Source organism: Streptomyces sp. NPDC048664, assembly GCF_040650555.1.
Taxonomy (GTDB): Bacteria; Actinomycetota; Actinomycetes; order Streptomycetales; family Streptomycetaceae; genus Streptomyces.
Genome location: NZ_JBEZHK010000019.1, coordinates 62,851 through 84,412, shown reverse-complemented (window position 1 = coordinate 84,412; position 21,562 = coordinate 62,851). Strand labels below are relative to the sequence as shown.

Sequence of the window (21,562 nt, the reverse complement as noted above, 5' to 3'; positions counted from 1 at the left end):
CTGCACCTGGACAGGGGGCATGGCCGTGCGCTCGCGGCCATGCCCCCTCCTCCCCCCGTCCACAGCCGAAGCCCCAGCGGAGTCCCGATGGAGAAGCAGCCCGCACCCGCGGACGACACCGACGACGAGCCGAAGAGCCTCGGTGACAGACTCCTGGCCGGGGCCGTCATCGGCGGCCTGGTCCTGCTCGCGGTCGCAGCCGTGGCTCTCTTCTTCCTCCTCGTGCTGCTCGGCACCGCCGCACTCTTCCCGCAGGCCATCGAGTTCGAGGGCAAGGCGCCCGTGGCCTGGGCCCTGGTGCTCCTCGCACCGTGCGCCTGCATCGCCATGGCCGTCGCCGTGCCCCTGCGGCATCTGACGCGTGCCGCGCTCCAGCCTTCACCCCGCGTCGGCAACGCCCTGGACGCGGCGTGCAGTTGGCTGGCCTGCTTCCTCACCGGCCTGATGCTGCTGGCATGGACCCCTGGGGTGCATGCCCACTCGATGATCCCGGCGGTCGTGGTCGCGACGGCCTGCGCCCTGCTGGGGCCGGCGGCCGAGCGGTTCCGCACCGGGCGCGGCGACCGGGAGGCGCGAGGCGGCTGACACGGGCGGCGGCACGAACCGGCACCTGCGTCATCGCACAGGTTCGGTTATGTTGATAAGGCACTTGGTCACGGGGGGTAACAAGCCGTAGTCCACCGGGGACACTCCATGACCGGCCTGACCGTCATCCTGCTGCTCGTGGTCCTGGCCACCGCGGTGGCGACCGGTGCCCGGCGCTGGAGTCTGCCCGCCCCGTCGCTCCTGGTGATAGCCGGCCTGCTCGTCGGGCTGATGCCCTGGGTTCCCGAGGTCCGCCTGCCACCGCATGTGATCAACGTACTGGTGCTGCCACCCCTGCTGTTCGCCGCGGCCGGCGAGATCTCCGTCCGCGACCTGCGCACCGTGTGGCGGCCCGTGACCGCTCTCGTCTTCGGTCTGGTCCTCGCCTCGGCCGTCGCCGTCGGGTTCGTCGCCCGGGCGATCACCCCGCTCAGCGCGGCCACCGCGTTCATCCTCGGCGCCGTCCTGGCCAGCACCGACCCCGTGGCGGTCACCGCGCTGGGCCGACGCCTGTCCCTTCCCCCACGCGTGCAGGCCATGGTGCAGGCGGAGAGCCTGTTCAACGACGCCACGTCCCTGGTCCTGTACAAGGTCGCCGTCGCCACCGCAGTGACCGGCAGCGCCATCACGGTGACCGGGACCATCGAGCAGTTCCTGCTCCTCGCGGGCGGCGGAGCCCTCATCGGCGCCGCGGTCGCCGCGGTGGTGACGCTCGTTCGCCGCCGCACCAGGGACCCCACGCTGGAGACCGTCATCGCCCTGGTCACTCCGTACGCGTCGTACGTCATCGCCGAGCAGTCCCACACCTCCGGCGTGACCGCCGTCATCGTGTCCGGAGTCGTCCTCGGCAGCACCGGTCACAAACTCGGCAACGCCCCCATGCGCCTTCAGGTCCACGCCCTCTACGACACCCTGACCTTCCTGCTGGAGAGCGTCGTCTTCGCGCTCATCGGCCTGGAGCTGCCCTCGGCCGTCCGCCATCTCGCACACGACGAACGCGGCTGGCCGCTGTGGGTGCCGGTGATCGCCTTCACCGTCATGGCGATCCGCCTGCTGTGGGTCTTCCCCCTGTCCGCCCTCCTCCACTTCCGGCACGGCCGGGGCGACAGCCGACTGTCCTGGCGGGTACCCGCCGTCCTGTCCTGGGCAGGCACCCGGGGCGTCATGCCGCTGGCCGCCGCCCTCTCCATCCCCCTGACCACCGACACGGGAGCGCCGCTGCCGCACCGGGCGCTCGTCCTCACCCTCACCACCGGGACCATCGCGCTCACCGTGATCTTCCAGGGATTCACCCTCGCTCCGGTCGTCCGACGCTCCGGCATCGCCCTGGAACCCGAGCACACGGCCCGTGAGGAGGCCCGCACCCGCCGCCACATCGCCCACGCCGCTCTCGAGGAGCTCAAGCAGCTCGGCGACCTGGACCAGCTCGCCGAGCTGGGTTCCGCCGCCGAGACCGCTCTGAAACAGGCGCGCCGCCATCTGGAGGCGCGTATCCACCAGGCCGAGGACGCCCACCACAACGATCCGGACGCCCGCCCCGCCGACGCCTACCGCGAGATACGTCGCACGCTCATCGCGATCGAGGCGGCCGAACTCCAGCGCCTCTACGAGAGGAACAAGATCAGCGACGGCACCCGGCGCCGGGTCCAGCGAGAACTCGACCTCGAGGACGCCAGCCTTCGCGCCCGCGGCTGATGGCGGGACCCTGCGGAGAGGGGGACGGGAGCGGCTTTCGCCGGATCCCCTTCGCCCTACTCGGCGCGGCGGGGCTTGTGGCGGGCCACGCGCAGGCGGGCCTCGGTGGGCATGGCGGGCGAGCGGGTGGACTGTAGGGCGGTGCGCAACGGGCCTTCGCACAGGGCGCCGAGGGCGGTGGCAGGTGTCCCCTCGGGAGTGAGGACGAGGGTGACGTGGGCGCGGGGACGGGCGCTTCGGCCGGTGATGCGGACGGTCGCCCGTTGGACGCCCGGCAGCGTGCCGGCCTCGGTGGCGATGGCGTCGCCGAGCGCCCGGGCGCGCAGTTCGACGCCGTCCTGCGGGGGGTCGCCGCCGACGGGTAGCCCGTCGGCGGTCCGCCGGGGCAGCTGGGCGAGCAGCCACCACAGGGCGAGCGCGAGGAAGAGGGCGAGGGCGGCGACGACCGCGGGCCACCACCACCAGCCCTGGTCGCTCCAGCGGGCCCGGTCGGCCGAGCTGAGCAGGACGTCGTCCGCGGTGGTCAGCGGCCAGCCGGTGGGCGGTGCCAGATGGTGGGTCGCGTACAGGTCGAGTCCGGCGGCGCCGATCAGCAGCCCGCCGCCGAGCAGCACCAGTCCGGTGAGGGCCAGCAGGGTCCGGTTGACCATGGGGCGCGGTGTCATGAGGGGGCTCCGGGTGCTGAGTGCCGGTCAGGCGGCTTCCCGCCGCGTGCGGACGACGATGCGAGGGGGGTGGGAGAGGGCGAAGCGGTCGCGTGCCTCGGCGAGGACGGCGACGAGGTCGGTCTTCACCTGCCGGGGATCGCGGAAGCGGACGTCCGCGCGGACCTTGACGCGGTGGCGGCGCACCCGGACGTGAGCCTTGCTCACCCCGGGGACCCGCAGGGCGGCATCGCGCAGCAGGACGGCGGCAGCGTCGCGGTCCAAGGCGGCTCGCAGCCGGGGTACGGGTTCCTCGGCGGGTGTGCGCAGGGGCAGTCGGCGGCGCAGGCCCGGGCTCAGGGCCAGGACGATCAGCCAGAGGCCGACGGCCGCGGCCACGGCGGCTCCGGTGAGCATCCACACGTCGTCCACCGGGCGGTCGGCCAGTTCGTGGGCCAGGGTTCTGCGCCAGCCCGCCGCAGGGCGTCCCACCCGTACGGCCACGACGTCCACCAGTGCGGCGCCCGACGCGAGGACGATCACGGCGGCGACCAGCCCGGCCGGAACGCGCCGCGCGGACCACGGGCGGTGGTGGCAGCGCCATGTGCCGGGGTCGCCGGCCGCCATCTCCGGTGCGGGCGCGTCCCGTTGGGGCGGTGCGGGTCGGGCAGCCTCGGCCGCCGGGGGCGGAGGCGGAGCCGGGTCCCGGTGTGCCGTCGGTGGGGGGTTCGGGGCGGGAGAACCCGGGGCGGGTGTCATTCCGGTCCTCCTTCGTGTCGCCGGGCGGGTGGGCCGGCGGGCTCAGCGGACCCGTCCCCGGTTCACGCCGGAGAGCGGAACCAGGCGCCTGACGACGAGGGTCACTTCTCCTACGCGCAGGCCGGTCAGTCGGGTGACGCGCTCGGCGACGTCGTGTCGTATCCGCTCGCAGACGAGAGGGATGTCGGCGGGATAGGGCAGGTCGAGGGCCAGATGCAGGCGCACCGAACCCATGTGGGTGGCCGCGGACGCGCTCGGGGCCGCCGGGCGGTCCCGGCCGGGCGGCAGGGCGGCGCGGCGGGACTGGACCGTGTGTGCGGCCCGGGCGGCGATCCGTGCCACCACCTTGTCGGGGATGACGGTGGCGCCTCGTTCGGCGGGGGGCGGCAGACGGAGGGCCCGTACCGCGGGTGGGTCACCGCCCGTGGCGACGTCCGGGCCGGTCCCGGTGTTCACCGGTGCCTCCACAAGCGCGCGTCGAGGTCGCCCTGAAGGGCGAGACCGACGGTCAGACCCACCGCGCCCAGCACCAGGACCAGGAGGAACGCCCAGAAACCGCCGAAGTAGCCGGCGAAGGCCAGGGCCATGCCGGCCGCCATTCCCGTCGTAGCCGTGTTCATCACTCACTCACCACCCACTCAGCTCGGGAGCGCCGCCCGGCGCCTTCCGCTGCCGCCGGGCCACCCGGCGTGTGCGGCCGGTCACTGCACGCGGCTCCCGTCGTCATCGAACTCCTCCTCGTCGTCGGGGAGGTGGACGTCGTCGACGGTGACGTTGACCTCGACGACCTCCAGTCCGGTCATCCGCTCCACGGCGCCGATGACATCGGTGCGCACGTCGCGGGCCACCTCGACGATGGGTACGCCGTACTCGACGACGACGTCCAGGTCCAGGGCGGCCTGGCTCTCGCCCACCTCGACCTTCACCCCCTGGGTGACGCTGCCGCCCGCACCGGGGACGCGTTCGCGCATCGCGCCGATGGCACGGGCCATGCCGGCCCCGAGGTTGTGGATACCCGGTACCTCGCGGGCGGCCACGCCTGCGATCTTGGCCACCACGCCGTCGGTGATGGTGGTCCTCCCCCGTGTCTGCGAGGGTGCTTCGGCCCCGGTACGGCCCTTCAGCGCGCTCACGCCGGTGTCGGGCCGGCTGCCCAAGCCGATGCCGGTGGTGTTCTCGGTCATGGCGGTCGCCTCGATCGTTCGGTCGGTCCGTCGGTCCGGGCACCGCGCGGTGCCCGTCACATACGTTGGACACCGCGGACGTCCGGCCTCTCACACCCCTGCGGCGTGACGTGCGTCACATCTTCGCGGTCGGGGTACTCGCCTGCCTGGAGCGTCGTGCAGGAGCGGAATGGAGCGAACCGGACACCCGCGGCTGGACGACCTGCCGGACACGCTGCTGACCGCGCGGGCCGCCGAGGGGGACGACGACGCCTTCGCGATGCTCGTCCGGCGCCACAGCCGCTCCCTGCTCGGCCTGGCCCGTTGTCTGCTCGGCAACTCCCAGGACGCCGAGGAGGCCGTTCAGGACGCCTTCGTCAGCGCGTGGCGGCGCCTGCCCGAGTACCGGCACGCCGCGGAGTTCCACACCTGGATGCACCGCATCACCGTGAACCGCTGCCTGACCATGCGCCGGCGCCGGTTGCCGCCCCTCCCCCTGGATGCCGTCGCCGAACCCGCGACGGGCGACGGATGGAACTCCCCCGCCGGGGCCGCGGAGGAGGACGCGGAGGCCGCCGCCCTGACGCGCGCGCTCGGCGAGATGGACGCCGGACAGCGGGTCTGCTGGATCCTGCGGGAACTGCAGGGGCTGCCCTACCGGGAGATCGCCGTCGTGACGGGGACCAGCGAGCAGACGGTGCGAGGCAGACTGTACAGGGGGCGCCGTTTTCTGAAGGAGGCGATGGCCTCATGGCGCTAGCCGACTCCCACCGGCGGTCGTCCGGACCGCCGGGACCTCGTGGATCTCCCGATCGGCCGACGCATCCCGGAGCGGTGCCGCTCGCGGACGACGAGGTGCTGCCGTGCGGCCGGCTGCTCAGCCGGACATGGGAACAGGCGCGGGACGGGGTGGCGGCCGTGGACGCGCACTCCGCGTCATGTCCGCACTGCCGCGAGGCCGTCGAAGGGCTGGCCGCGTTGAACGCGGCCACGCGGGCGCTGCGCGCCGAGGACCCTCCCGGCCTGCAGGCACTCGCCGACCGCGTCATGCGCATCGTCAGGGCGGAGGTCCGGCTCGGACGGCTGCTGCCGCTCGCCGACACGGTCCGGGACCTGCGGATCGCCGAGAGTGCCGCGGCGAGGGTTCTGCGGCAGGCCGCGGACACGGTGGGGGGCGCGCGGGCCGCGACGTGTCGCCTCGTGCCGGAAGGCGGTATCGAGGTGCGGGTGGCCATGACCGTGGCCGCCGCTCTGGACCGCCCGCTGCCCGACACGGTCGACCAGGTACGCCGATCGATCTTCGACGCCGCCCGGCAGGCCCTGGGGCTGGCCGTGACCGCTGTCGACGTGATCGTGGTCGACGTGCTGGAACCGTCCGTGCAGTCGGACCGGGCCGGCACCGGACCAACCGCGGGCGGCGGTTCGTGATGGCTGACGTCAGCACGCGCCCGCCCGCCGCCACGGTCGCCGAGGCGGCTCTCGCGGTGCCCGGTGTGGCCGGCCTGCAGCCCCGGCTCGCCCACCGTCTCGCGGCCGCCGCCTCGCCCGCGCTCCCCCAGTCTGCGGCTCATCCCCTGCCGCCCGCGTCCGGCGTCCGCGTGGACAGGACACCGGACGGCACGGGCTGGCACGTCGAGGTGCGCTGTGTGCTGACGGAGGGTCACAGAGCGGTGGACACCGCCCGTCACGTCCACGACCGGGTGCGAAGCGCCGTCGTCTCGCACCTGACCGCTCACGACGAGCCGGGCACGGTGACCGTGACCGTCACGGTCACCCGGGTCGCCACCCGGGCCTCCGGGTGAGCGCAGGGCACGCTGCCGGGCCGTGCGGCGGCTTGATCGATTCGGGCAGCTCGGTCGCGTGCCTCCCATGCCTTCGGTGGCTCGTGCTCGCGCCGCTGCCGCTATTCCGGGCCGGGGTTGCCACTGGACGCGGCGCGTCGGTGGCGGTAGGTGGCCGCCCGGGCCTTGCCGCCGCAGGCGGTGCTGGAGCACCAGCGACGGAGCCCCGGGCGGCTGGTGTCGACGAAGAGCAGACCGCACTGCGGGCCGACGCACTCTCGGATGCGGTCGATGCCGGTGCTCGTGAACAAGTCGATGGCCTCGCGGGCGACCGTGCTGAGAGCGGACTGCTGCGCTCGGGTGGGGGGCAGGGTGAGCCTGCCGGTTCCAGCGCGCAGGACCGGGATCAGGGGTGGGAGCGCGGCGGCGGCGTTGACCGCGGTCTCGTCGTCGGCGGCCGGCGGGTGAGCGGCGATCAGCGCCTGGGCGATGCGGTGGACCGCCTCGCGCAGCACGCGTGCCGCCTCCAGTCCGGCGGCCGTGACCGCGGGCGGTTCGTCGAGCAGGCCGGCCTCGACATACCAGCGCGCCAGGTCAGCCGGCTCGCGCAGCCGCTCGTGGTTGCCTCGCCATCGCTCTCCCACGGTGGCGACGAAGGCCAGGCACAGCCGGCCGGAACGGAAGTCGAACCGCAACTCCTCGGCGGGGACGTCCCCGCTGCCACTCGCCTCACCCTTCACGTCACGATCATAACTCGTGACATGACTCGAGTCGGAACGCACCCGAGTCCTCCTGGACCCGCGTCCGGGAGAACACCTGCGCGCCCTGAGGGCCGCCTCGCTGCTCGGCCTCGGCGGTGATCGGCCGCTGGTCTTCCGTGACCGTCTCCCCGGGACCGAGCAGCCCCAGACCGACGACGAGTCGCGTGCGCCGATGTAGATCGGGGGTTGAGGAACATCTGTGTCAGATCGTGCGCTAAGCCTTCGTCGGCCCTGGTGGGGGGCTGACGGAGCGTCGGTTCCGAGACGGGACTGAAGTCTTCCCGCAGATAACACCCCAATATCTGCGGTAGCTTGATCCGTCATCTGCGGTGACGTTCTCCGGCCGCTACGTGAAGCGGCGCTGTTATCTGTGGCAGGGGGGATGCGGTGCCCACCGTCGTGCAGATGCCGACCGGGAAGGCGTTGACCGTCTGTGCGGCGGCGGACGTGTTTCTCGACTCGCTCGGCAACCCGAACACGGTCCGGAACTACGGGATCGGGGTGGGCAAGACCGCCGAACGGCTCGGTAACGCCCGGCCGCTGGCGTCGGTCGCGGACGACGAGATCGGCGAGGCCCTGGAACTGCTGTGGGGCACCGCGGCGGTCAACACCTGGAACTCCCGCCGGGCAGGGGTGCTGTCCTGGCTCGGCTGGTGCCGGGAGCGCGGCTACGAGGGACCGATGGTCCCGGCCTGGGCGCAGCGGCTGGCGGTGCCGGACTCCGAGACCCCGGCCCGCTCGAAGATGGCGGTCGACCGGCTGGTCGCGCGGCGCGAGGTGCACCTGCGGGAGAAGACGCTGTGGCGGATGCTCTACGAGACCGCCGGGCGGTCCGAGGAGATCCTGGGCGTCAATATCGAGGAGCTGGACTTCGCCGGACGCCGCTGCCCGGTCAAGGCGAAAGGTGCCCGGACCAAGGCCCGCCGCCGCGGCCAGGCCCGCGAGGACTACGTGCTGGAGACCCTGTACTGGGACGCCGGCACCGCCCGGCTCCTGCCCCGCCTGCTGCGCGGCCGCACCCGCGGGCCGGTCTTCGTCACCCACCGGAAGCCCGGTCCCGGCAAGGTCGTCAGCCCGCGCGACGTCTGCCCGGACACCGGGTTCGCCCGGCTGTCGTACGGGCAGGCCCGCGCCCTGCTCGATGACCACACGGTCGTACGCGGACCCGGCACGGGCTGGGATCTGCACGAGTACCGCCACTCCTCGCTGACCCACCTCGGCGAGCAGGGCGCCTCCCTGTTGATGCTGATGGCGAAGTCGAGGCACAAGAAGCCGGAGAACGTCCGGCGCTACTTCAAGCCGTCCTCGGACGCAATCGCCGAGCTCACCAGCCTGCTCGCCCCCGGCGACAGCCGACGCTGACCTGCGCGGCCGTGTCGTGGTGTGGCTGCACAGGTAGCCGGTCTGGCCACGGCCAGGCCGCTATCGTCACCAGATGCCTGAAGCTCCTGAGAAGTTCGACACTGCAATGACCACCTGGCAGGAATGGCAGGACGCCCCCTGGGGCCGCCTGCGGTACGCAATCGCCGAGGTGAACCTGGCCCGTCATCTGGACGGCCTTAACGACGGGCCATTGCGCATACTCGACCTTGCTGGTGGCGACGGCGGTGACGCCATGCGCCTCGCAGCCCGCGGACACCACGTCACCATCGTCGATTACGCCCCTGCCATGCTCTCCGCCGCGACCGAGCGAGCCACGGGGGGCGGCCTGACTGAGCTGATCACCTGCGTGCAGGCCGATGTGGCTGCTCTGCCCGCCGACCTCGTTACCGGGCAGTTCGACGTAGTGCTGTGCCACAACCTCCTTCAGTACGTGGATGACGTGGCGGGCACGCTTGCCACGGCCCTCGCCCCGCTGAAGGACGGCGGCCTGTTCTCCGTGATGGCGATAAACCGGCATTCGGCGGCCTTGAACATCACTGTTCGCCAGATGGATCCAGCCGCCGCACTGGCCGCGCTCGTCACCGACCAGGCCCGAACCCAGATGTTCAACTCAGCGCTGACACTGCATACGGCCGAGGAGATCATCTCCGTGCTGCACGGCCTCGGCTGCCAGGACGTGCAGCACTACGGCATCCGCAGCTTCTGCGACTACATCACCGACGACGCGCGCAAGTACGACCCGGCGTTCTACGCCGACCTCGAACAACTGGAACTCGCCACCACCGCGCGCCCGCCCTACATGCACACTGCGCGACTCTTCCAACTGACGGCGCGGAAACGGAGCAGCTGACCGGTCCCGGGCGGCGGGCGCGTACGGTCGCGCCCGCCTCCTGGTCTCCTACTCCTCCGCGGCATCCGGGGCGCGCAACGGCCGAAGGCTCCCCGGCAGGTCAGGCAGGGAAAAGGAGTAGCGGCCAAGCATGTTGATGTGGTGGCGGACGAAGGCCGAGAGGCGGGCAACGTCCTCGCCGCGGACGTCGAAGCCGTCGTTGCGGAGCTGGATGACGGCGGCGTCCATGTATCGGGTGGTGAACAACACCAGGGCGTTGAGGACGAGTCCCAGCGCGCCGATGACCTGTCGACCGAACTACCGGGGCGTGAGCCGACGAGCAGCCGGAGATCTACGCACGGTGACGGAATCAAGCACCAGGCCGGTCAGCTCGCCTCGGAAGCCGTGCCACACCACCGTCCTGATGTGCTGTCATCACGAGCTGTTGGAGACCACCACGGCTCGTGGAGGATCAGGTGCAAGAGAGCATGCAGTTACGGGACGTCACGGCGGTCACAGTGCCGAGGGTCGGCCGGGTCGAGGAGACCGACGATCCGTCGCTGCCGTATCGGCTGCTCGTCCGGGACGGGGTTGAGGTGGCGGCGGTCAGCGAGTTTCTGCTCGACATGCTCGCCGACGACGACAGCCCGGCCTCGCTCCGCTCGTACGCGTACGAGCTGCTGGCCTGGTTCCGGTTCCTGTGGGCTGTCGACGTGCCGTGGGACCGGGCCGGCCGGGCGGAGGCCCGGGACTTCGCACTGTGGCTGAAGATGGTCAAGAAACCGCCGCGACCCCGGCGGCCGGACGCCCCGGTGCCCGGGTCGATCAACCCGGTGACCGGCAAGCAGTACGCGGGCGGGAAATACGCGCCCCGCACCCGGAGACACGCGCGGGCAGTCGTCCGCAGCTTCTACGAGTACCAGCGCGACGTGCACGGACGTCCGCTGCTCAACCCGTTCCCAAAGACAAAGCGCGCCGAGGACGAGCACCTCAACGCCCACCACAACCCGATGCACGCCTTCAAGCACCCTGGCGGCCGGGCCCCCGACCAGCCCAAGGAGCCCCGGCGAACCCCGCGCGGCATCCCCGACCAGGCGTTCAACGAACTGTTCGCGGCCCTGCCCTCGCACCGCGACCGCGCGCTGGTCGCCTTCTACATCTCGGCCGGCCCCCGCGCCTCGGAACTCCTCGGCGTCAGCCGGGACCGGGTCAGCCCCGCTGACCAGACGATCGGCGTCATCCGCAAGGGCTACCGGGCCCTGCAATGGATCCCCGCCTCCAGCGATGCGTTCGTATGGCTGCGTCTCTACCATCAGCAGATCCGCCCGCAGGCTCTCGACGGGCCGGAGGAGCCGCTGTGGTGGACCCTGCGGCGCCCGATCAGGCCGTTGAGCTACGACGCGGCACGCATGGTGTTCACCCGGGCCAACGAGACCCTGGGAGCGAACTGGACCCTGCATGACCTGCGGCACAGCGCGGCCAAACGCATGGTGCGCGACCCCAAGCTCTCGCTCACCGACGTCCAATGGGTCCTTGGCCATCTCCATATCAGCACCACGGAGCAGTACCTCGAACCTGCTGAGGACGAGGTCGTGGCTCACGTGCTGGCCCACCACGCCCGGCAGGCTGCGGAGCCCGTCAAACCGGTGATGCCCGCCCCGGGCTACCGTTCCGAGGTCCTCCAGACACTACTCGGGACGGCCGCCCTCGGTGGAGGCCCGGTATGACTACCGCGACCGTGACTGCCCGGCCCTCCGCCACCGCCCGTCACGCCCCCCTTGCCTCCCGGCCAGGAGAAACGCGAAGCGCCAGCCACCTGGTGGCAGACGGAGGAACTGCGCGAACGGGTGCTGGAGCGCACACTCGCGCTGCCGTTCACCGCGGACAGCGACGCCAACCTGCGCACACGGCACCGGGGTCTGATCAAGCTGCTGGACTGGCTGGAGGACCAGCCCGGCCGCACCTGGCAGGAGCGCTGGATGGCCAGCGGAGCCAAGGAAGCAGGCCGGGAGTGGACGCGGCTGCCGATGCAGTGGCTTGCCGAGCACCAGCGGGCACGCAAGTACGACCGCGCCGATCTGTGCTGTGGCATGATCCCGCTGCTGGGCGGACAAGTCGTACGCCCCGCCTTCCGGTGGCTACTGCGGCAGCGTCCTTCGCAGCTGCTGGCACACATCCGCAGCGTCACCGATCCCGACGGGTTCGCGGCGCTCAAGGACCAGTACGCGGCCACCGGCCACGCGGGATCCAACGACTGCAACAACGCACTCAACCGCGTCACCTGAATCGTGGTCTCCAAGGGCGGGACCGTCCGCGACGTCACCATCGGCGACTGCGCCGAGCTGCAGCACGCCATCGGCGAGCATCAGACCAACGGCTACCACGGCAAGCACCTCTTCTACGCGCTCCTCGCGGGCCTCGGCGTCTTCGGCCCCGACGCCCCAGCACGGCTGAAGGCGGTGATGCTGCCGGGGCAGTTGACACCGGCAGACCTGGTCGACCGGCAGGGCATCACCTGCACCGCGATACGGGACCTCCTTGTCGACTACCTCGCCGAACGCGCGGTGGACGTCGACTACACCACGCTAGAGGACATGGCCCGCACCCTGGCCGGACTTTTCTGGCGTGACCTGGAGAAACACCACCCGGGCATCGACTCGCTGCGGCTGGACGCAGACATCGTCACCGCCTGGCGGGAGCGCGTCCGCATGGTCCGTGACCGGCACGGCACCCCCATCCGGCCGCGGGTCAACGCACACACCGTGTTCAGCTGGGTCCGCACGTTCTACCAAGATCTCACCCGCTGGGCCGCCGACGAACCGATGCGCTGGGGCCCGTGGGTGGCGCCCTGCCCGGTCCGCGACAGCGACACCGACCACAGGAAGAACCGCGCCCGCCGCAAGGCGGCCATGGACCAGCGCACCCGCACCCTGCTGCCCGCACTTCCGGCCCTGGTCAAAGCCGTCGAGCGCCAGCTCAAGGACGCCCAGACCTGTCTCGCCACCGGGCGGGAGATCCCGGCCGGAGCTCCGTTCACCACTCCGGCGGGCGAGAACCTCCTCCGCTGCGCCGGAGCGTCCTCCCGCGTCTACGCCGACGACCCCGCCACCGGCCGGCGCCGGGACCTGACCGTGGAAGAAGAACGCGCCTTCTGGGCCTGGGCCATCGTCGAAGTCCTTCGCCACACCGGCGTGCGTATCGAGGAAGCACTCGAACTCACCCACCACAGCTTCGTCGCCTACCAGCTGCCCACCACCGGCGAGATCGTGCCCATGCTCCAGGTCGCCCCGTCCAAGCTCGACCAGGAGCGGCTGCTGCTGGTCTCACCAGAACTCGGCGAGGTGCTCACCGCGATCATCCATCGCGTCCGGCGCAGGCAGCAGGCCACCCCTGGTCTCCGCCTACGACAGTTTGGAACGGCTCTGGAGTGCACCGATGCCGTTTCTCTTTCAGCGCCTCTGCGGCCCAGAAGACCGGGCGATCCCGCGCAACTACATCTACACCTGCCTCAACGACGCCCTCGCCGCCAGCGGGCTGACCGGGCCCGGCGATGAGCAGCTGCGATACACACCGCACAACTTCCGGAGAATCTTCGTGACCGACGCCCTCCGCTCCGGCCTGCCCCCGCACATCGCCACCCGCATCTGCGGCCACCGGACGGTCGACACGACTCTCGGCTATGCCGCGATCTATCCCGAGGACGTCATCAACCACCACCGGTCCTTCATCGCCCGCCGCCGGTCACTGCGACCCGGGGAGGAGTACCGCAAACCCACCGCGCAGGAGTGGCAGGACTTCCTGGCCCACTTCGAGCTGCGGAAGGTCGCCCTCGGCGTCTGCGCACGCGACTTCGGCACCCCCTGCGTCCACGAACACGCCTGCATCCGCTGCCCCGTCCTGCGGCCCGATCCCGAGCAGATGCCCCGCTTGGAGGAAATCCACGCGAACCTGCTCGACCGGCTCCAGGAGGCCAAGGAACAGGGCTGGCTCGGCGAGGTCGCCGCGATCGAGGCCAGCCTCGCCGCCGCCGAGCAGAAGCTCGCCGCCATGCGCGACCTCGCGGCCCGGCACACCACCGTCCACCTGGGCATGCCCGATCTCCGTGGCTTCGTCGCGCGCATCGACTCCGAGCAGCGAAACGAGGATGCGAAGCGGCAGTCCTGAGCATTACAACGAGGGGATGACCGTCTTCCTCTGTTCCAAGTGCGGCACCGCGATCACGCCGGAGCTGGCCGAACTTGCCGCCATCCCTGACGTCTCAGACGACGAGCGCGACAGGGACAAGGAAACACGCCGGGCACCTTCCACCGTTCCGCGGGGCCACTACGCGATCGATCCCGAGCCCTGGGGACCTCCCTACGTCGCGCAGGACGATCAGGAGGACCCGAAGCCAGCTCAGTCGCGCGGACCGGTGGTCTGCCGTGAAGAAGGTTTCGTCATCTCGGCCGGCAGCCGACACACAGTGCTGGTGCATCCTGATGACGCCGCCGGCCTTCAGCCACTGCCCAACTGGGAGAACAGCAACGGGTGCTGCGGACCGACAGGCGACGAGGGACTCAACCGAGCCTGCCCCTGCGGCGCTCCGGTCGCGACCCTCGCAGCCGACTGCTTCGGGCCCTTCGAACTGCACCTCGACCCCGTCCGGACCTACGCGCTCTCCCAGTAGGACCGCAAAGCGCGCGGACGGCGTGCTGCCGGCGTACGGACTTTTTGTCCCCAGTTGCGTACGGACGAACGTCCCCAGCTCTGGCCGCGGGTGGCGGCAGCACGGCAGAGGATCTCGGTTGAGATCGATGCCCCGACCAGGGACACTCGCGCGATGAGCCGCAGCACATGGTCTGAACCGATCGAGCGAGGGTGGGACGAGCCCTGGTATCGGGTCCGTATGAAGGGTTTCGAGGCGTCGTTCCTGCCCAGCGAGGGCGAGGACTTGGACGAGGTTTGCAACGTCGATGTCTTCGTGACTCTGGAGGATGGGTCTCGTTGGACCGCGACCGTGTTCACCGTCGCGGAAGTCGAGCGCCTGATGAAACTCTGGGCAGGGACCGACGAGGCCCTCGGGGGACGGTACTTCTGGGTCTCGGACGGCCTGATCGTCAGGGATCCGGGCATCGACAGCATGACTGACGTGATCGCCGGACTGATCGAGAGCAGCGAATTCTCCGAGAGCTTTCAGCTGGTGATCAACAACTGATCAAGTGTTCGGCCGCCGGAAGCGACGTGACCTGACCAACTGCGATCAGGACACCGGGTCCTCGCCCGGCGGGATGAAGGCGTCAGCGCCATCGGCATCCTCGACATACCCCTGAGCATCGACCGTGATGGCCGTCGCTCGCCCCTGCGACGTGATGAGCCAGGCCAGCAGCTGTTCCGTCAGCGGCGTTCCCCCTGGTCCCTCGTCCTTCCAGTGCACCCGCCACCCTCCGCCAGGCACCGCGGCCACGACCTGATCAGCTCGCTCCAGGTGGGAGAAGTCTCGTAGCCCGTCACCGGACGCAGGGCACCCTGCTTGGGATCGACGACCAGGGCCGTTCCGGTCGCCTGGTCCCAGCCCTCCACACGCACCATGCGGCCGATCTCGGTGTCGGTGCCATTGAAGATCGCGGTCCAGCCGGTCTGATTGAAATAGCGAAGAGACACCGCGCCATCATCTCGAACCACGACGCCCGCGCTTCACAGGTCTCCATCCTCTGCACGTTCATCCGTACGCGGCTCTACACATAGGCGAGTACGCCGACACGTGCACGACACCCCCGACGAAACCCGTCCACCCAAGTTCTTCACGACTACTTTCCGTGGTGAACGACGGCGAGCAGGCGGCCCTGCCACCGGGCTGGGCTAGTTCGGATAAGACCAGCTCGGGGCGCTCGGCCTGGTCCTCAACGCCATCGTGCTGTGGACGACGAAGTACATCGACGCCGCCGTCGCCCAGCTCCGCGCCGAGGGCCACGAGATCCGGGACGAGGACATCGCCCGACTGTTCCCGCTCAAGCATCGCAACCTGAACTTGCTCGGCCGCTATAGCTTCACCGCTCAGGTCCCGGCCGCCGGCGCCTTGCGCCCGCTGCGCGACCCGGACACACCGGAGCTGGACGAGGACGACGACGGGGGCGAGCCGGACTAGTCATGGTTGACCAGAGCGGTGTCGAGTTTGCCAGCCCTCGCTACCGTCAGCCGCTTTACGTGCGGTTTGGTGTGTTGCTGGCGCGTATGCGCCGATTACGCCCTCAACCGGCTTGTGGTGCGTCGTAGGAGAACTTGTACCCGGCGAAGTCCGCGACGTGGACGTACCCGATGCGCTGGTAGAGGGCGTTGCTGGTGGGGTTGTCCGGGTCTGTGAACAGGACGACGTCCGCCGCTCCTGCGGCCAGCGCTGCCCGACTCGCCTCGGCCGTTACGGCGCCCGCGTAGCCACGGCCCCGGAGGTGGGCCGGGGTGTAGACGGGGTCGATCCGGACCATGCCGCCGATGAGTGAGGTCGCGGCTGCCATCGAGACGGGCGTGCCGTCCGGGGTCTCCCAGAAGGTGAAGTGTCGGTCGCCGAGGCGCGAGTCGTCCCAGGAGCCGGCGTCGATCAGGTCGATGGAGGACTGCTCCTTGACGTCGACGCAGAACTCACGGCACCAGCGTACGACGTGTTCGCGGTCTGTCCCGCCCGTGAGGCGGCCCCGGCCCTTCGGGTGCGGCTGCGGCGGGGTGAGTGTGCCGAGACGGTAGAGATGCGTCCGCCAATAGAGTGCTGGCGCCGCGCCTGTGTGGCGCTGCCAGGAGTCGGCGAATGCGGTGGCGGTGTCACGGTCCGCGATGACGTTGGCGGGCAAGGGCCCGAGGACCGCCAGACGGGCGGCGAGGGCGTCGGCCTGCTCGACAGAGAGGGGGTGAGGCCCAGGCGGCCGCGTGAAGTGAGAGAGAAAACCGCCTGGACCTCGCCTCCGGACTCCAGCCGGCCAAAGACGGAGGTGACGGGGCCGTGCGCGTCCGGCCTGCGTATCCGCAGTTTCTCGATGTCCGTCAGCGGAGTGTTGTGCAGGGCGGGGCGCGAGCACAGGAAGTCCCCGGCTCGGGCGAGGAAGTCGTCAACGTCTTGGGTGAGGTGCCAGTCATCCGGAAGCATGCTTCATGATCCCGAATCTCCTCGACTCGGGGAACGGTTGCTCGATGCCTTTCAGTCACGTGACTAGCTGCCTCTGATCGGCCGCGGGCTCTTGTCAGCAAACGATCGTTTGACGACAGGCGGGCGGCGCGTCCAATGAACCCGTGCAATCCGGGGGTTCACGGCGGCGCGAATCCAATCAGATCCGATGGTGATTGCTGACAGGGTTTGACGACAGATAGGGTCCGATCCTCCGTACGGAAGGGGCCCTCGGTGGCGAACCTGGTCTACAAGCGGGTCTCGACCGACCAGCAGTCCACCGCCCGCCAAAACCTCGTCCTGGCCGAGGCCGGGATCGAGGACCCGGTCGTCTTCGAGGAGGACCCGGGTACCTCCAGCCGCCTCCACCCCCTCCAGCGTCCGAAGTTCGGCAAGCTGCTCACCTACGCGCGGCCGGGCGACACCGTGCACATCTCCGAGATGTTCCGCCTCGTGCGCGGCAACCAGCACATCCTCGACGTGCTCGACGTCCTCCACCGCGACCGTCTCGCCCTGCGCATCCACGACGGCGCGTTCTCCGCCATGGACCTCACCGCCCGCCACCCGCGCACCGGCGAGCTGCTGTCCACCGTGAAGTTCATGGTGCAGAACCTCGCCGCCGCCGGCGAACTCCAGCGCGACCTCCAGCGCGAGCTGACCTACGACGGTCTGCGCGCCGCCGAGGCCAAGGGCAACAAGGGCGGGCGCCGCCCCGCCATCACGGCCGCGCAGACCAGCGACGTGCGCACGGCGTACCTGGAAGGCCGCTCCATCGCCGCCCTCGCCTGCGACCACCGGGTCAGCCGCGGCGCCAACCGGACCGCCGTCGCCGGCCTCCTGCCCGATCATGCCGCCAGCGAGGAAGACGCGCCCGCCCCGGAGCTGCCGGTCACGCTCGACATGCCGGGCAAGGTCGCCGACTACCTCCGCACCATCGAGCTGGAGCCCGCCGAGCGGGCCGCGCTCGACCAGGGGACGAACGTAAGACGCGGCCAGGGCTACACCCTGCGTGTCAGCGCCGTACCCGCGGTGCACCACCAGCTCCTCGCCCGGTGCCAGGCGCTCGACGGCGCCCAGGGCACCCCAGCGGTACCAGCTCAGCGCAAGGCCCGCCGCGAGTACGAGAACCGGGTCAGCGCGCTCACACCCTGACCATGATCGTTCTCAGCGCCAACCGCTGTACCGATGTTCCCCGAGGCCGACCTCGCGGTAGGTGCCGTCCAGCAGCTTCGCGCGAGGATCGCCCCACTTGGAGGAGTTCTTAGCGAACCCCTCCCGCCGACGCAGCATCCGGTGCATCTGCTCCAGGACGCAGAACGCGTACGCCTTCCAGTCCACCGTGCCCGGCTCCAAGTGCGGCGCGAACAGCACCAGACGCCGCCAGGAGCCCGTGAGCAAGCCCGTGTCGATCTCGGCGGGCCCGACCTTCTTGCGCCCCATCAGGTCCGGCAGCGACTTCAACGCCTTCAGGACCGGCAGGCCCTCCGGGGGTCCGCGTGCGGGCCCCGAAAGTCGTAGGTGCACACCCGGCTGCGTCCGAACAGGTTGAGCCACACCAGGGTCCAGCCCCGCGGGGCGGCATGTTGAACGCCGCGTACTGGGCTGCCTGTTGATCCGACAGGAACTCGACCGACACCAGATCCTCCGAAGATCGACAACATCGACCCGCGAAGGCTGCGCCGTACGATCAGCCCAGGTCAAAGCGCCAATCGAGGCCGCGAGGGCTTAGCGCACGATCTGACATGGATGTTCCTCAACCCCCAGATCACCGCCGCCGACGAACCCGACCTGGCGCAAGGCGACGAGGACGTCGCCCTACGGAACGGCCCCGATCCAGCACGGCTGTTCGCCCGCTTCCACGCATGGCTGTCCGCCCCCGCGAGGGACGCCTGCGTCCGGCTGCTCGGCCCGGTGCCGCCGACGAGGGGCCGGGGCTGTGGGTCCGCGCCCTGGACCACCTGGTGCTGACCGTGGCCGACGTGGAGCGGACCGTCGCCTTCTGCAGTCGTGTCCTGGGCATGCGGCCGGTGACCTTCGGAGAGGGCCGCCGCGCGCTGGCCTTCGGCGCAAGCAAGATCAACCTTCACCCGGCGGGCGGCGAACTCCTTCCCCGCGCGGCCCGCCCCACCACCGGCAGCGCGGACCTGTGCCTGGTCACCTCCCAGGCGCAACGCCAGATCTCCTCGACCACCTCGCGTCCTGCCGCGTGGCCGTCGAGGAGGGCCCCGTACCGCGCACCGGCGCGCTCGGCCCGGTCACCCGTACCTACGTGCGCGACCCCGACGGGAATCTGATCGAGATCAGCACCTGCAGCCCTCAGTAGGCGGTTGCCGCGTTCGTCTCGGACCAGCGCCGCTCGGCATCGGAACGAGGTGGCGGCGGCACGATCCCGTTGATCATCCAGAGTTCGCTGCTGGTCTCGTCGATGTGGAACTCCCAGTGCAGACCTGCGTGTTGCGCAAGGTGGGGTTCGAGCATGCCCCTGACCCACCGAGCGGTGCGACGACGGGTCTCCTCGTCGGGATTGCGTCGGGCGATGTGGTCGACCGCGATGCGAACCCCGAGGGTGGCGGGCTGTCCGCCGATGTGGAAGTCGTCGGGACCCACCTCGTGGAACAGGACGACCACATAGAACCGAGGGAGTCCGATCTTCTCGTAGTGATCCGTGATGTCCGAGGCCAGCCGGCGCTTCTGCGCGGCCCCGAAGACCCCTGGCGTGTGATGGATGTTCCACATGGGCACGGCAGTTGCGCCTCCTCGTGCGGTGCGGTGGGGTTTCGTCCGGCAGGACAACCGCAGCGCCGCTCCACCGGGACCTGAGTGATCATCTCGCCGACAAGAGGCAACCACACCCCGCCTGGGTAACGCAAGCGTTAGTTATGTGAGCGTTAGTCAGTTATGCTGGCCGCATGGCGATGAGGTTCGAGGAGCGACTGAGCGACCGCGACGGATGGTCCATCGGTGACGGATGCTCCGCGGCCCGCGTGCTGGACCTCCTCAGCACGAAGACGGTGTTCCTGATGGTCCGCGAGCTGTTCTACGGCACCACCAGGTTCGACGACTTCGTGGAGCGCGCCGGGGTCTCCGCGCCGGCCGCGTCGCGCGCCCTCAAACAGCTGAAGGCGGCGCACGTCGCCGAGACCGTCACCTATCACGCGCCGGGCAGCCGCGCCCGGGAGGAGTACCGACTGACCGGCGCCGGCAAGGACTTGCTGCCGGTGTTTCTGGCTCTGATGCAGTGGGGCGACACGCACCTGCAGGACGGCCGGCCGCCTCTGGTGTTCGTCGAAGCCGATACAGGCCGCGAGCTCAGGGTGCGGGTCACCCCGGACACCGTGCGGGAGTCGACGTCCGACGACATCGAGATTCGGGTGAACCCGGCCTGGCGCGGCGGGCCGACGAGCCGGTAGCCGGGCGGAGTTCGGCGCACCCGCGCACCGACAGCGCTCCACCGTGCGGTGCGCGGGCGGCCCGCACACCGGCCTTGCGCCACCCTCACGTCACGGATATAACTCGTGACGTGAGCGAGATTCGAGACGAACCCGCATCCGTTGACCATGCATCCGTCGACCATTCAGCCGTCGTGGAGTACCTGCGCAGCCGCGGCGCACAGGACGTGACGCACCCCGGCGGGACGCTGCTGGAGCATCTGGTCCGCGTGAGCCGGACCCTGGCGGGCTGGGGCGCGGACGCCGACGTACAACGCGCGGGCATGTGTCATGCGGCCTACGGAACCGACGGATTCGCCGAATCCCTCATGAGCCTGGCCGAGCGCGCGGTCCTGGCCGACCTGATCGGTGAACGGGCCGAGGCCCTGGTGTACCTGTACGGCAGCTGCGATCGGGCCGCGACGTATCCCCGACTGGGAGCGCCGTCCCCCCGGCCTGCCTTCCGCGACCGGTTCACGCGGCGTGACGTCGAACCGTGTGCCGAGGATCTGCGCGCCTTCCTGGAGATCACCGCCGCCAACGAGCTCGACGTGTTCGAGCACGACGAGGATCTGGCCGCCCGGTACGGCCCGGGCCTGTTCCGGCTGGTGCGGTCGGTTCGCGGGCTGGTGTCGCCGGACGCGTGGCACGCGGTGCGCTCGCGCCTGGGCGAACCGCTTTTCGTCCTGGTGCACAGCCCCTCCGTGGGGCCTTCGACATGGACCGGTGTGGCCGAGCGGCTGACCGCGGCCGGGCATGCCGTCCGGGTGCCGTCGCTGACGGACGTGGGCAAGGGTGAGCCGCCGTTCTGGCCACGTGTGGCGGCGGCCGTCCGGGAGGCCGTCGCCGACGTCCCGGAGAACCGGCCGCTGGTGCTGGTGGCGCACAGCAACGCGGGGCTGTTCGTCCCGGAGGTGCGGGTGGCGCTGCCCCACCCGGTGGTGGCCTCGGTCTTCGTGGACGCGGCGCTGCCCGCCCGCAGCGGTGCGACCTCGGTGGCGGGCCCGGAACTGCTCGACTTCCTGCGGCCGTTGGCGGTCGACGGGGTGCTCCCGCGGTGGACCGACTGGTGGGACGAGGCCGATGTGTCGCCCATGTTCGCCGACGCGGCCACGCGGCGGACCATCGTGGACGAGCAGCCCCGGCTGCCGCTGTCGTACTACGAGCAGGCCGTTCCGGTGCCGCCCGGTTGGGACGACCACCCTTGCGCGTACGTCCTGTTCGGGCCGCCCTACGAGCACCAGGCCGAGGAGGCGCGGGCCCGCGGCTGGCAGGTGGCTCACCTACCGGGCGAGCACCTGCACCAGAGCGTCGACCCGGCGGCCACGGCCGCGCTGATCGCTTCGCTGACGCTCGGAAGCGAAGAGCGTGTCCCGCGTGGCCGTGATCACGCGTGACCCGC

The 21,562-nt window shown here is 70.6% G+C and carries 25 protein-coding genes and 4 pseudogenes; 18 read left to right on the top strand and 11 right to left on the bottom strand.

Features of this window, described 5'->3' with window-relative positions:
- The first annotated feature begins 87 nt into the window (after positions 1–87).
- Positions 88–585 carry a hypothetical protein gene (locus tag AB0C59_RS21320; protein WP_363006798.1) on the top strand — a complete coding sequence of 166 codons (498 nt, stop codon included), beginning with the start codon at positions 88–90 and terminating at the stop codon, positions 583–585.
- A gap of 108 nt (positions 586–693) precedes the next feature.
- Complete coding sequence (locus AB0C59_RS21315) at positions 694–2,280, top strand: Na+/H+ antiporter (RefSeq protein ID WP_363006796.1); 1,587 nt, start codon at positions 694–696, stop codon at positions 2,278–2,280.
- Between the two features lie 56 nt (positions 2,281–2,336).
- Here the strand turns inward: AB0C59_RS21315 and AB0C59_RS21310 are convergent, their stop codons facing one another.
- The 5 genes from AB0C59_RS21310 to AB0C59_RS21290 all read right to left on the bottom strand — a co-directional run bounded on the left by AB0C59_RS21310 (position 2,337) and on the right by AB0C59_RS21290 (position 4,867).
- Positions 2,337–2,945, bottom strand: coding sequence for an alkaline shock response membrane anchor protein AmaP (locus AB0C59_RS21310; protein ID WP_363006794.1), 609 nt, complete (start codon positions 2,943–2,945; stop codon positions 2,337–2,339).
- A 27-nt stretch (positions 2,946–2,972) separates the two neighbouring features.
- The gene (locus tag AB0C59_RS21305; protein ID WP_363006792.1) at positions 2,973–3,551 is read right to left on the bottom strand and encodes a DUF6286 domain-containing protein; all 579 of its coding nucleotides are present in this window, start codon (positions 3,549–3,551) and stop codon (positions 2,973–2,975) included.
- 174 nt (positions 3,552–3,725) lie between these two features.
- Positions 3,726–4,139 (bottom strand): Asp23/Gls24 family envelope stress response protein, encoded by a 414-nt coding sequence (locus AB0C59_RS21300; protein WP_363006790.1) that lies wholly within the window; start codon positions 4,137–4,139, stop codon positions 3,726–3,728.
- Complete coding sequence (locus AB0C59_RS21295; protein WP_363006788.1) at positions 4,136–4,303, bottom strand: hypothetical protein; 168 nt, start codon at positions 4,301–4,303, stop codon at positions 4,136–4,138. Before AB0C59_RS21295 ends, AB0C59_RS21300 begins: the two co-directional genes overlap by 4 nt.
- Before the next feature lie 81 nt (positions 4,304–4,384).
- Positions 4,385–4,867, bottom strand: coding sequence for an Asp23/Gls24 family envelope stress response protein (locus AB0C59_RS21290; protein ID WP_363006786.1), 483 nt, complete (start codon positions 4,865–4,867; stop codon positions 4,385–4,387).
- 169 nt (positions 4,868–5,036) lie between these two features.
- On the opposite strand from AB0C59_RS21290, the gene AB0C59_RS21285 reads away from it, so the two are divergent.
- From AB0C59_RS21285 to AB0C59_RS21275, 3 genes are all read left to right on the top strand, one after another.
- Entirely contained in the window at positions 5,037–5,606 is a 570-nt protein-coding gene (locus tag AB0C59_RS21285) for an RNA polymerase sigma factor (RefSeq protein ID WP_363006784.1), read from the top strand.
- Positions 5,607–5,680: 74 nt separating this feature from the next.
- Positions 5,681–6,274 carry a hypothetical protein gene (locus AB0C59_RS21280; RefSeq protein ID WP_363006782.1) on the top strand — a complete coding sequence of 198 codons (594 nt, stop codon included), beginning with the start codon at positions 5,681–5,683 and terminating at the stop codon, positions 6,272–6,274.
- Positions 6,274–6,648 (top strand): hypothetical protein, encoded by a 375-nt coding sequence (locus AB0C59_RS21275; protein ID WP_363006780.1) that lies wholly within the window; start codon positions 6,274–6,276, stop codon positions 6,646–6,648. Before AB0C59_RS21280 ends, AB0C59_RS21275 begins: the two co-directional genes overlap by 1 nt.
- Positions 6,649–6,749: 101 nt before the next feature.
- Here AB0C59_RS21275 and AB0C59_RS21270 read toward each other — a convergent pair whose 3' ends face one another.
- The gene (locus tag AB0C59_RS21270; RefSeq protein ID WP_363006778.1) at positions 6,750–7,367 is read right to left on the bottom strand and encodes an ABATE domain-containing protein; all 618 of its coding nucleotides are present in this window, start codon (positions 7,365–7,367) and stop codon (positions 6,750–6,752) included.
- Positions 7,368–7,775: 408 nt separating this feature from the next.
- Between AB0C59_RS21270 and AB0C59_RS21265 the strand changes: the two genes are divergently transcribed.
- Together AB0C59_RS21265 and AB0C59_RS21260 are read left to right on the top strand one after the other, a co-directional pair.
- Positions 7,776–8,750 (top strand): tyrosine-type recombinase/integrase, encoded by a 975-nt coding sequence (locus AB0C59_RS21265; protein WP_363006776.1) that lies wholly within the window; start codon positions 7,776–7,778, stop codon positions 8,748–8,750.
- Positions 8,751–8,823: 73 nt separating this feature from the next.
- Complete coding sequence (locus tag AB0C59_RS21260) at positions 8,824–9,621, top strand: methyltransferase domain-containing protein (protein WP_363006774.1); 798 nt, start codon at positions 8,824–8,826, stop codon at positions 9,619–9,621.
- Positions 9,622–9,669: 48 nt separating this feature from the next.
- On the opposite strand, the pseudogene AB0C59_RS21255 reads toward AB0C59_RS21260, so the two are convergent.
- Positions 9,670–9,903: pseudogene (locus AB0C59_RS21255) on the bottom strand (Tn3 family transposase); the annotation flags it as partial.
- Between the two features lie 173 nt (positions 9,904–10,076).
- Here AB0C59_RS21255 and AB0C59_RS21250 point away from each other — a divergent pair.
- The 6 genes from AB0C59_RS21250 (at position 10,077) to AB0C59_RS21225 (ending at position 14,794) form a co-directional block, all read left to right on the top strand.
- Positions 10,077–11,327 carry a site-specific integrase gene (locus AB0C59_RS21250; protein ID WP_363006772.1) on the top strand — a complete coding sequence of 417 codons (1,251 nt, stop codon included), beginning with the start codon at positions 10,077–10,079 and terminating at the stop codon, positions 11,325–11,327.
- 120 nt (positions 11,328–11,447) lie between these two features.
- Positions 11,448–11,885 carry a hypothetical protein gene (locus AB0C59_RS21245; protein ID WP_363006770.1) on the top strand — a complete coding sequence of 146 codons (438 nt, stop codon included), beginning with the start codon at positions 11,448–11,450 and terminating at the stop codon, positions 11,883–11,885.
- Positions 11,886–11,888: 3 nt separating this feature from the next.
- Positions 11,889–13,154, top strand: coding sequence for a hypothetical protein (locus tag AB0C59_RS21240; protein ID WP_363006768.1), 1,266 nt, complete (start codon positions 11,889–11,891; stop codon positions 13,152–13,154).
- Positions 13,155–13,194: 40 nt separating this feature from the next.
- Positions 13,195–13,764 carry an integrase gene (locus tag AB0C59_RS21235; protein WP_363006766.1) on the top strand — a complete coding sequence of 190 codons (570 nt, stop codon included), beginning with the start codon at positions 13,195–13,197 and terminating at the stop codon, positions 13,762–13,764.
- A 16-nt stretch (positions 13,765–13,780) separates the two neighbouring features.
- Positions 13,781–14,266, top strand: coding sequence for a hypothetical protein (locus tag AB0C59_RS21230; protein ID WP_363006764.1), 486 nt, complete (start codon positions 13,781–13,783; stop codon positions 14,264–14,266).
- 153 nt (positions 14,267–14,419) lie between these two features.
- Positions 14,420–14,794, top strand: coding sequence for a hypothetical protein (locus AB0C59_RS21225; RefSeq protein WP_363006762.1), 375 nt, complete (start codon positions 14,420–14,422; stop codon positions 14,792–14,794).
- A gap of 179 nt (positions 14,795–14,973) precedes the next feature.
- Here the strand turns inward: AB0C59_RS21225 and AB0C59_RS21220 are convergent, their stop codons facing one another.
- Positions 14,974–15,240, bottom strand: a complete 267-nt coding sequence (locus AB0C59_RS21220) for a hypothetical protein (protein ID WP_363006760.1) — start codon at positions 15,238–15,240, stop codon at positions 14,974–14,976.
- A 211-nt stretch (positions 15,241–15,451) separates the two neighbouring features.
- On the opposite strand from AB0C59_RS21220, the pseudogene AB0C59_RS21215 reads away from it, so the two are divergent.
- Positions 15,452–15,724, top strand: a pseudogene (locus AB0C59_RS21215) (Tn3 family transposase); the annotation flags it as partial.
- A gap of 103 nt (positions 15,725–15,827) precedes the next feature.
- Here the strand turns inward: AB0C59_RS21215 and AB0C59_RS21210 are convergent.
- Positions 15,828–16,714, bottom strand: a pseudogene (locus tag AB0C59_RS21210) (GNAT family N-acetyltransferase).
- A gap of 252 nt (positions 16,715–16,966) precedes the next feature.
- Here AB0C59_RS21210 and AB0C59_RS21205 point away from each other — a divergent pair.
- On the top strand, positions 16,967–17,884 hold the full coding sequence (locus AB0C59_RS21205) for a recombinase family protein (RefSeq protein ID WP_363006758.1): 918 nt from the start codon (positions 16,967–16,969) through the stop codon (positions 17,882–17,884).
- A gap of 69 nt (positions 17,885–17,953) precedes the next feature.
- Here the strand turns inward: AB0C59_RS21205 and AB0C59_RS21200 are convergent.
- Positions 17,954–18,220 (bottom strand): annotated as a pseudogene (locus tag AB0C59_RS21200) (hypothetical protein); the annotation flags it as partial.
- A gap of 374 nt (positions 18,221–18,594) precedes the next feature.
- On the opposite strand from AB0C59_RS21200, the gene AB0C59_RS21195 reads away from it, so the two are divergent.
- The gene (locus AB0C59_RS21195; protein WP_363006756.1) at positions 18,595–19,026 is read left to right on the top strand and encodes a VOC family protein; all 432 of its coding nucleotides are present in this window, start codon (positions 18,595–18,597) and stop codon (positions 19,024–19,026) included.
- Positions 19,027–19,048: 22 nt separating this feature from the next.
- Here AB0C59_RS21195 and AB0C59_RS21190 read toward each other — a convergent pair whose 3' ends face one another.
- Positions 19,049–19,468 (bottom strand): tautomerase family protein, encoded by a 420-nt coding sequence (locus AB0C59_RS21190; RefSeq protein WP_363006910.1) that lies wholly within the window; start codon positions 19,466–19,468, stop codon positions 19,049–19,051.
- Positions 19,469–19,641: 173 nt separating this feature from the next.
- On the opposite strand from AB0C59_RS21190, the gene AB0C59_RS21185 reads away from it, so the two are divergent.
- Together AB0C59_RS21185 and AB0C59_RS21180 are read left to right on the top strand one after the other, a co-directional pair.
- Positions 19,642–20,142 (top strand): helix-turn-helix domain-containing protein, encoded by a 501-nt coding sequence (locus AB0C59_RS21185; protein ID WP_363006754.1) that lies wholly within the window; start codon positions 19,642–19,644, stop codon positions 20,140–20,142.
- Between the two features lie 110 nt (positions 20,143–20,252).
- Entirely contained in the window at positions 20,253–21,557 is a 1,305-nt protein-coding gene (locus AB0C59_RS21180; protein ID WP_363006752.1) for a DUF6817 domain-containing protein, read from the top strand.
- Positions 21,558–21,562 lie beyond the last annotated feature (5 nt).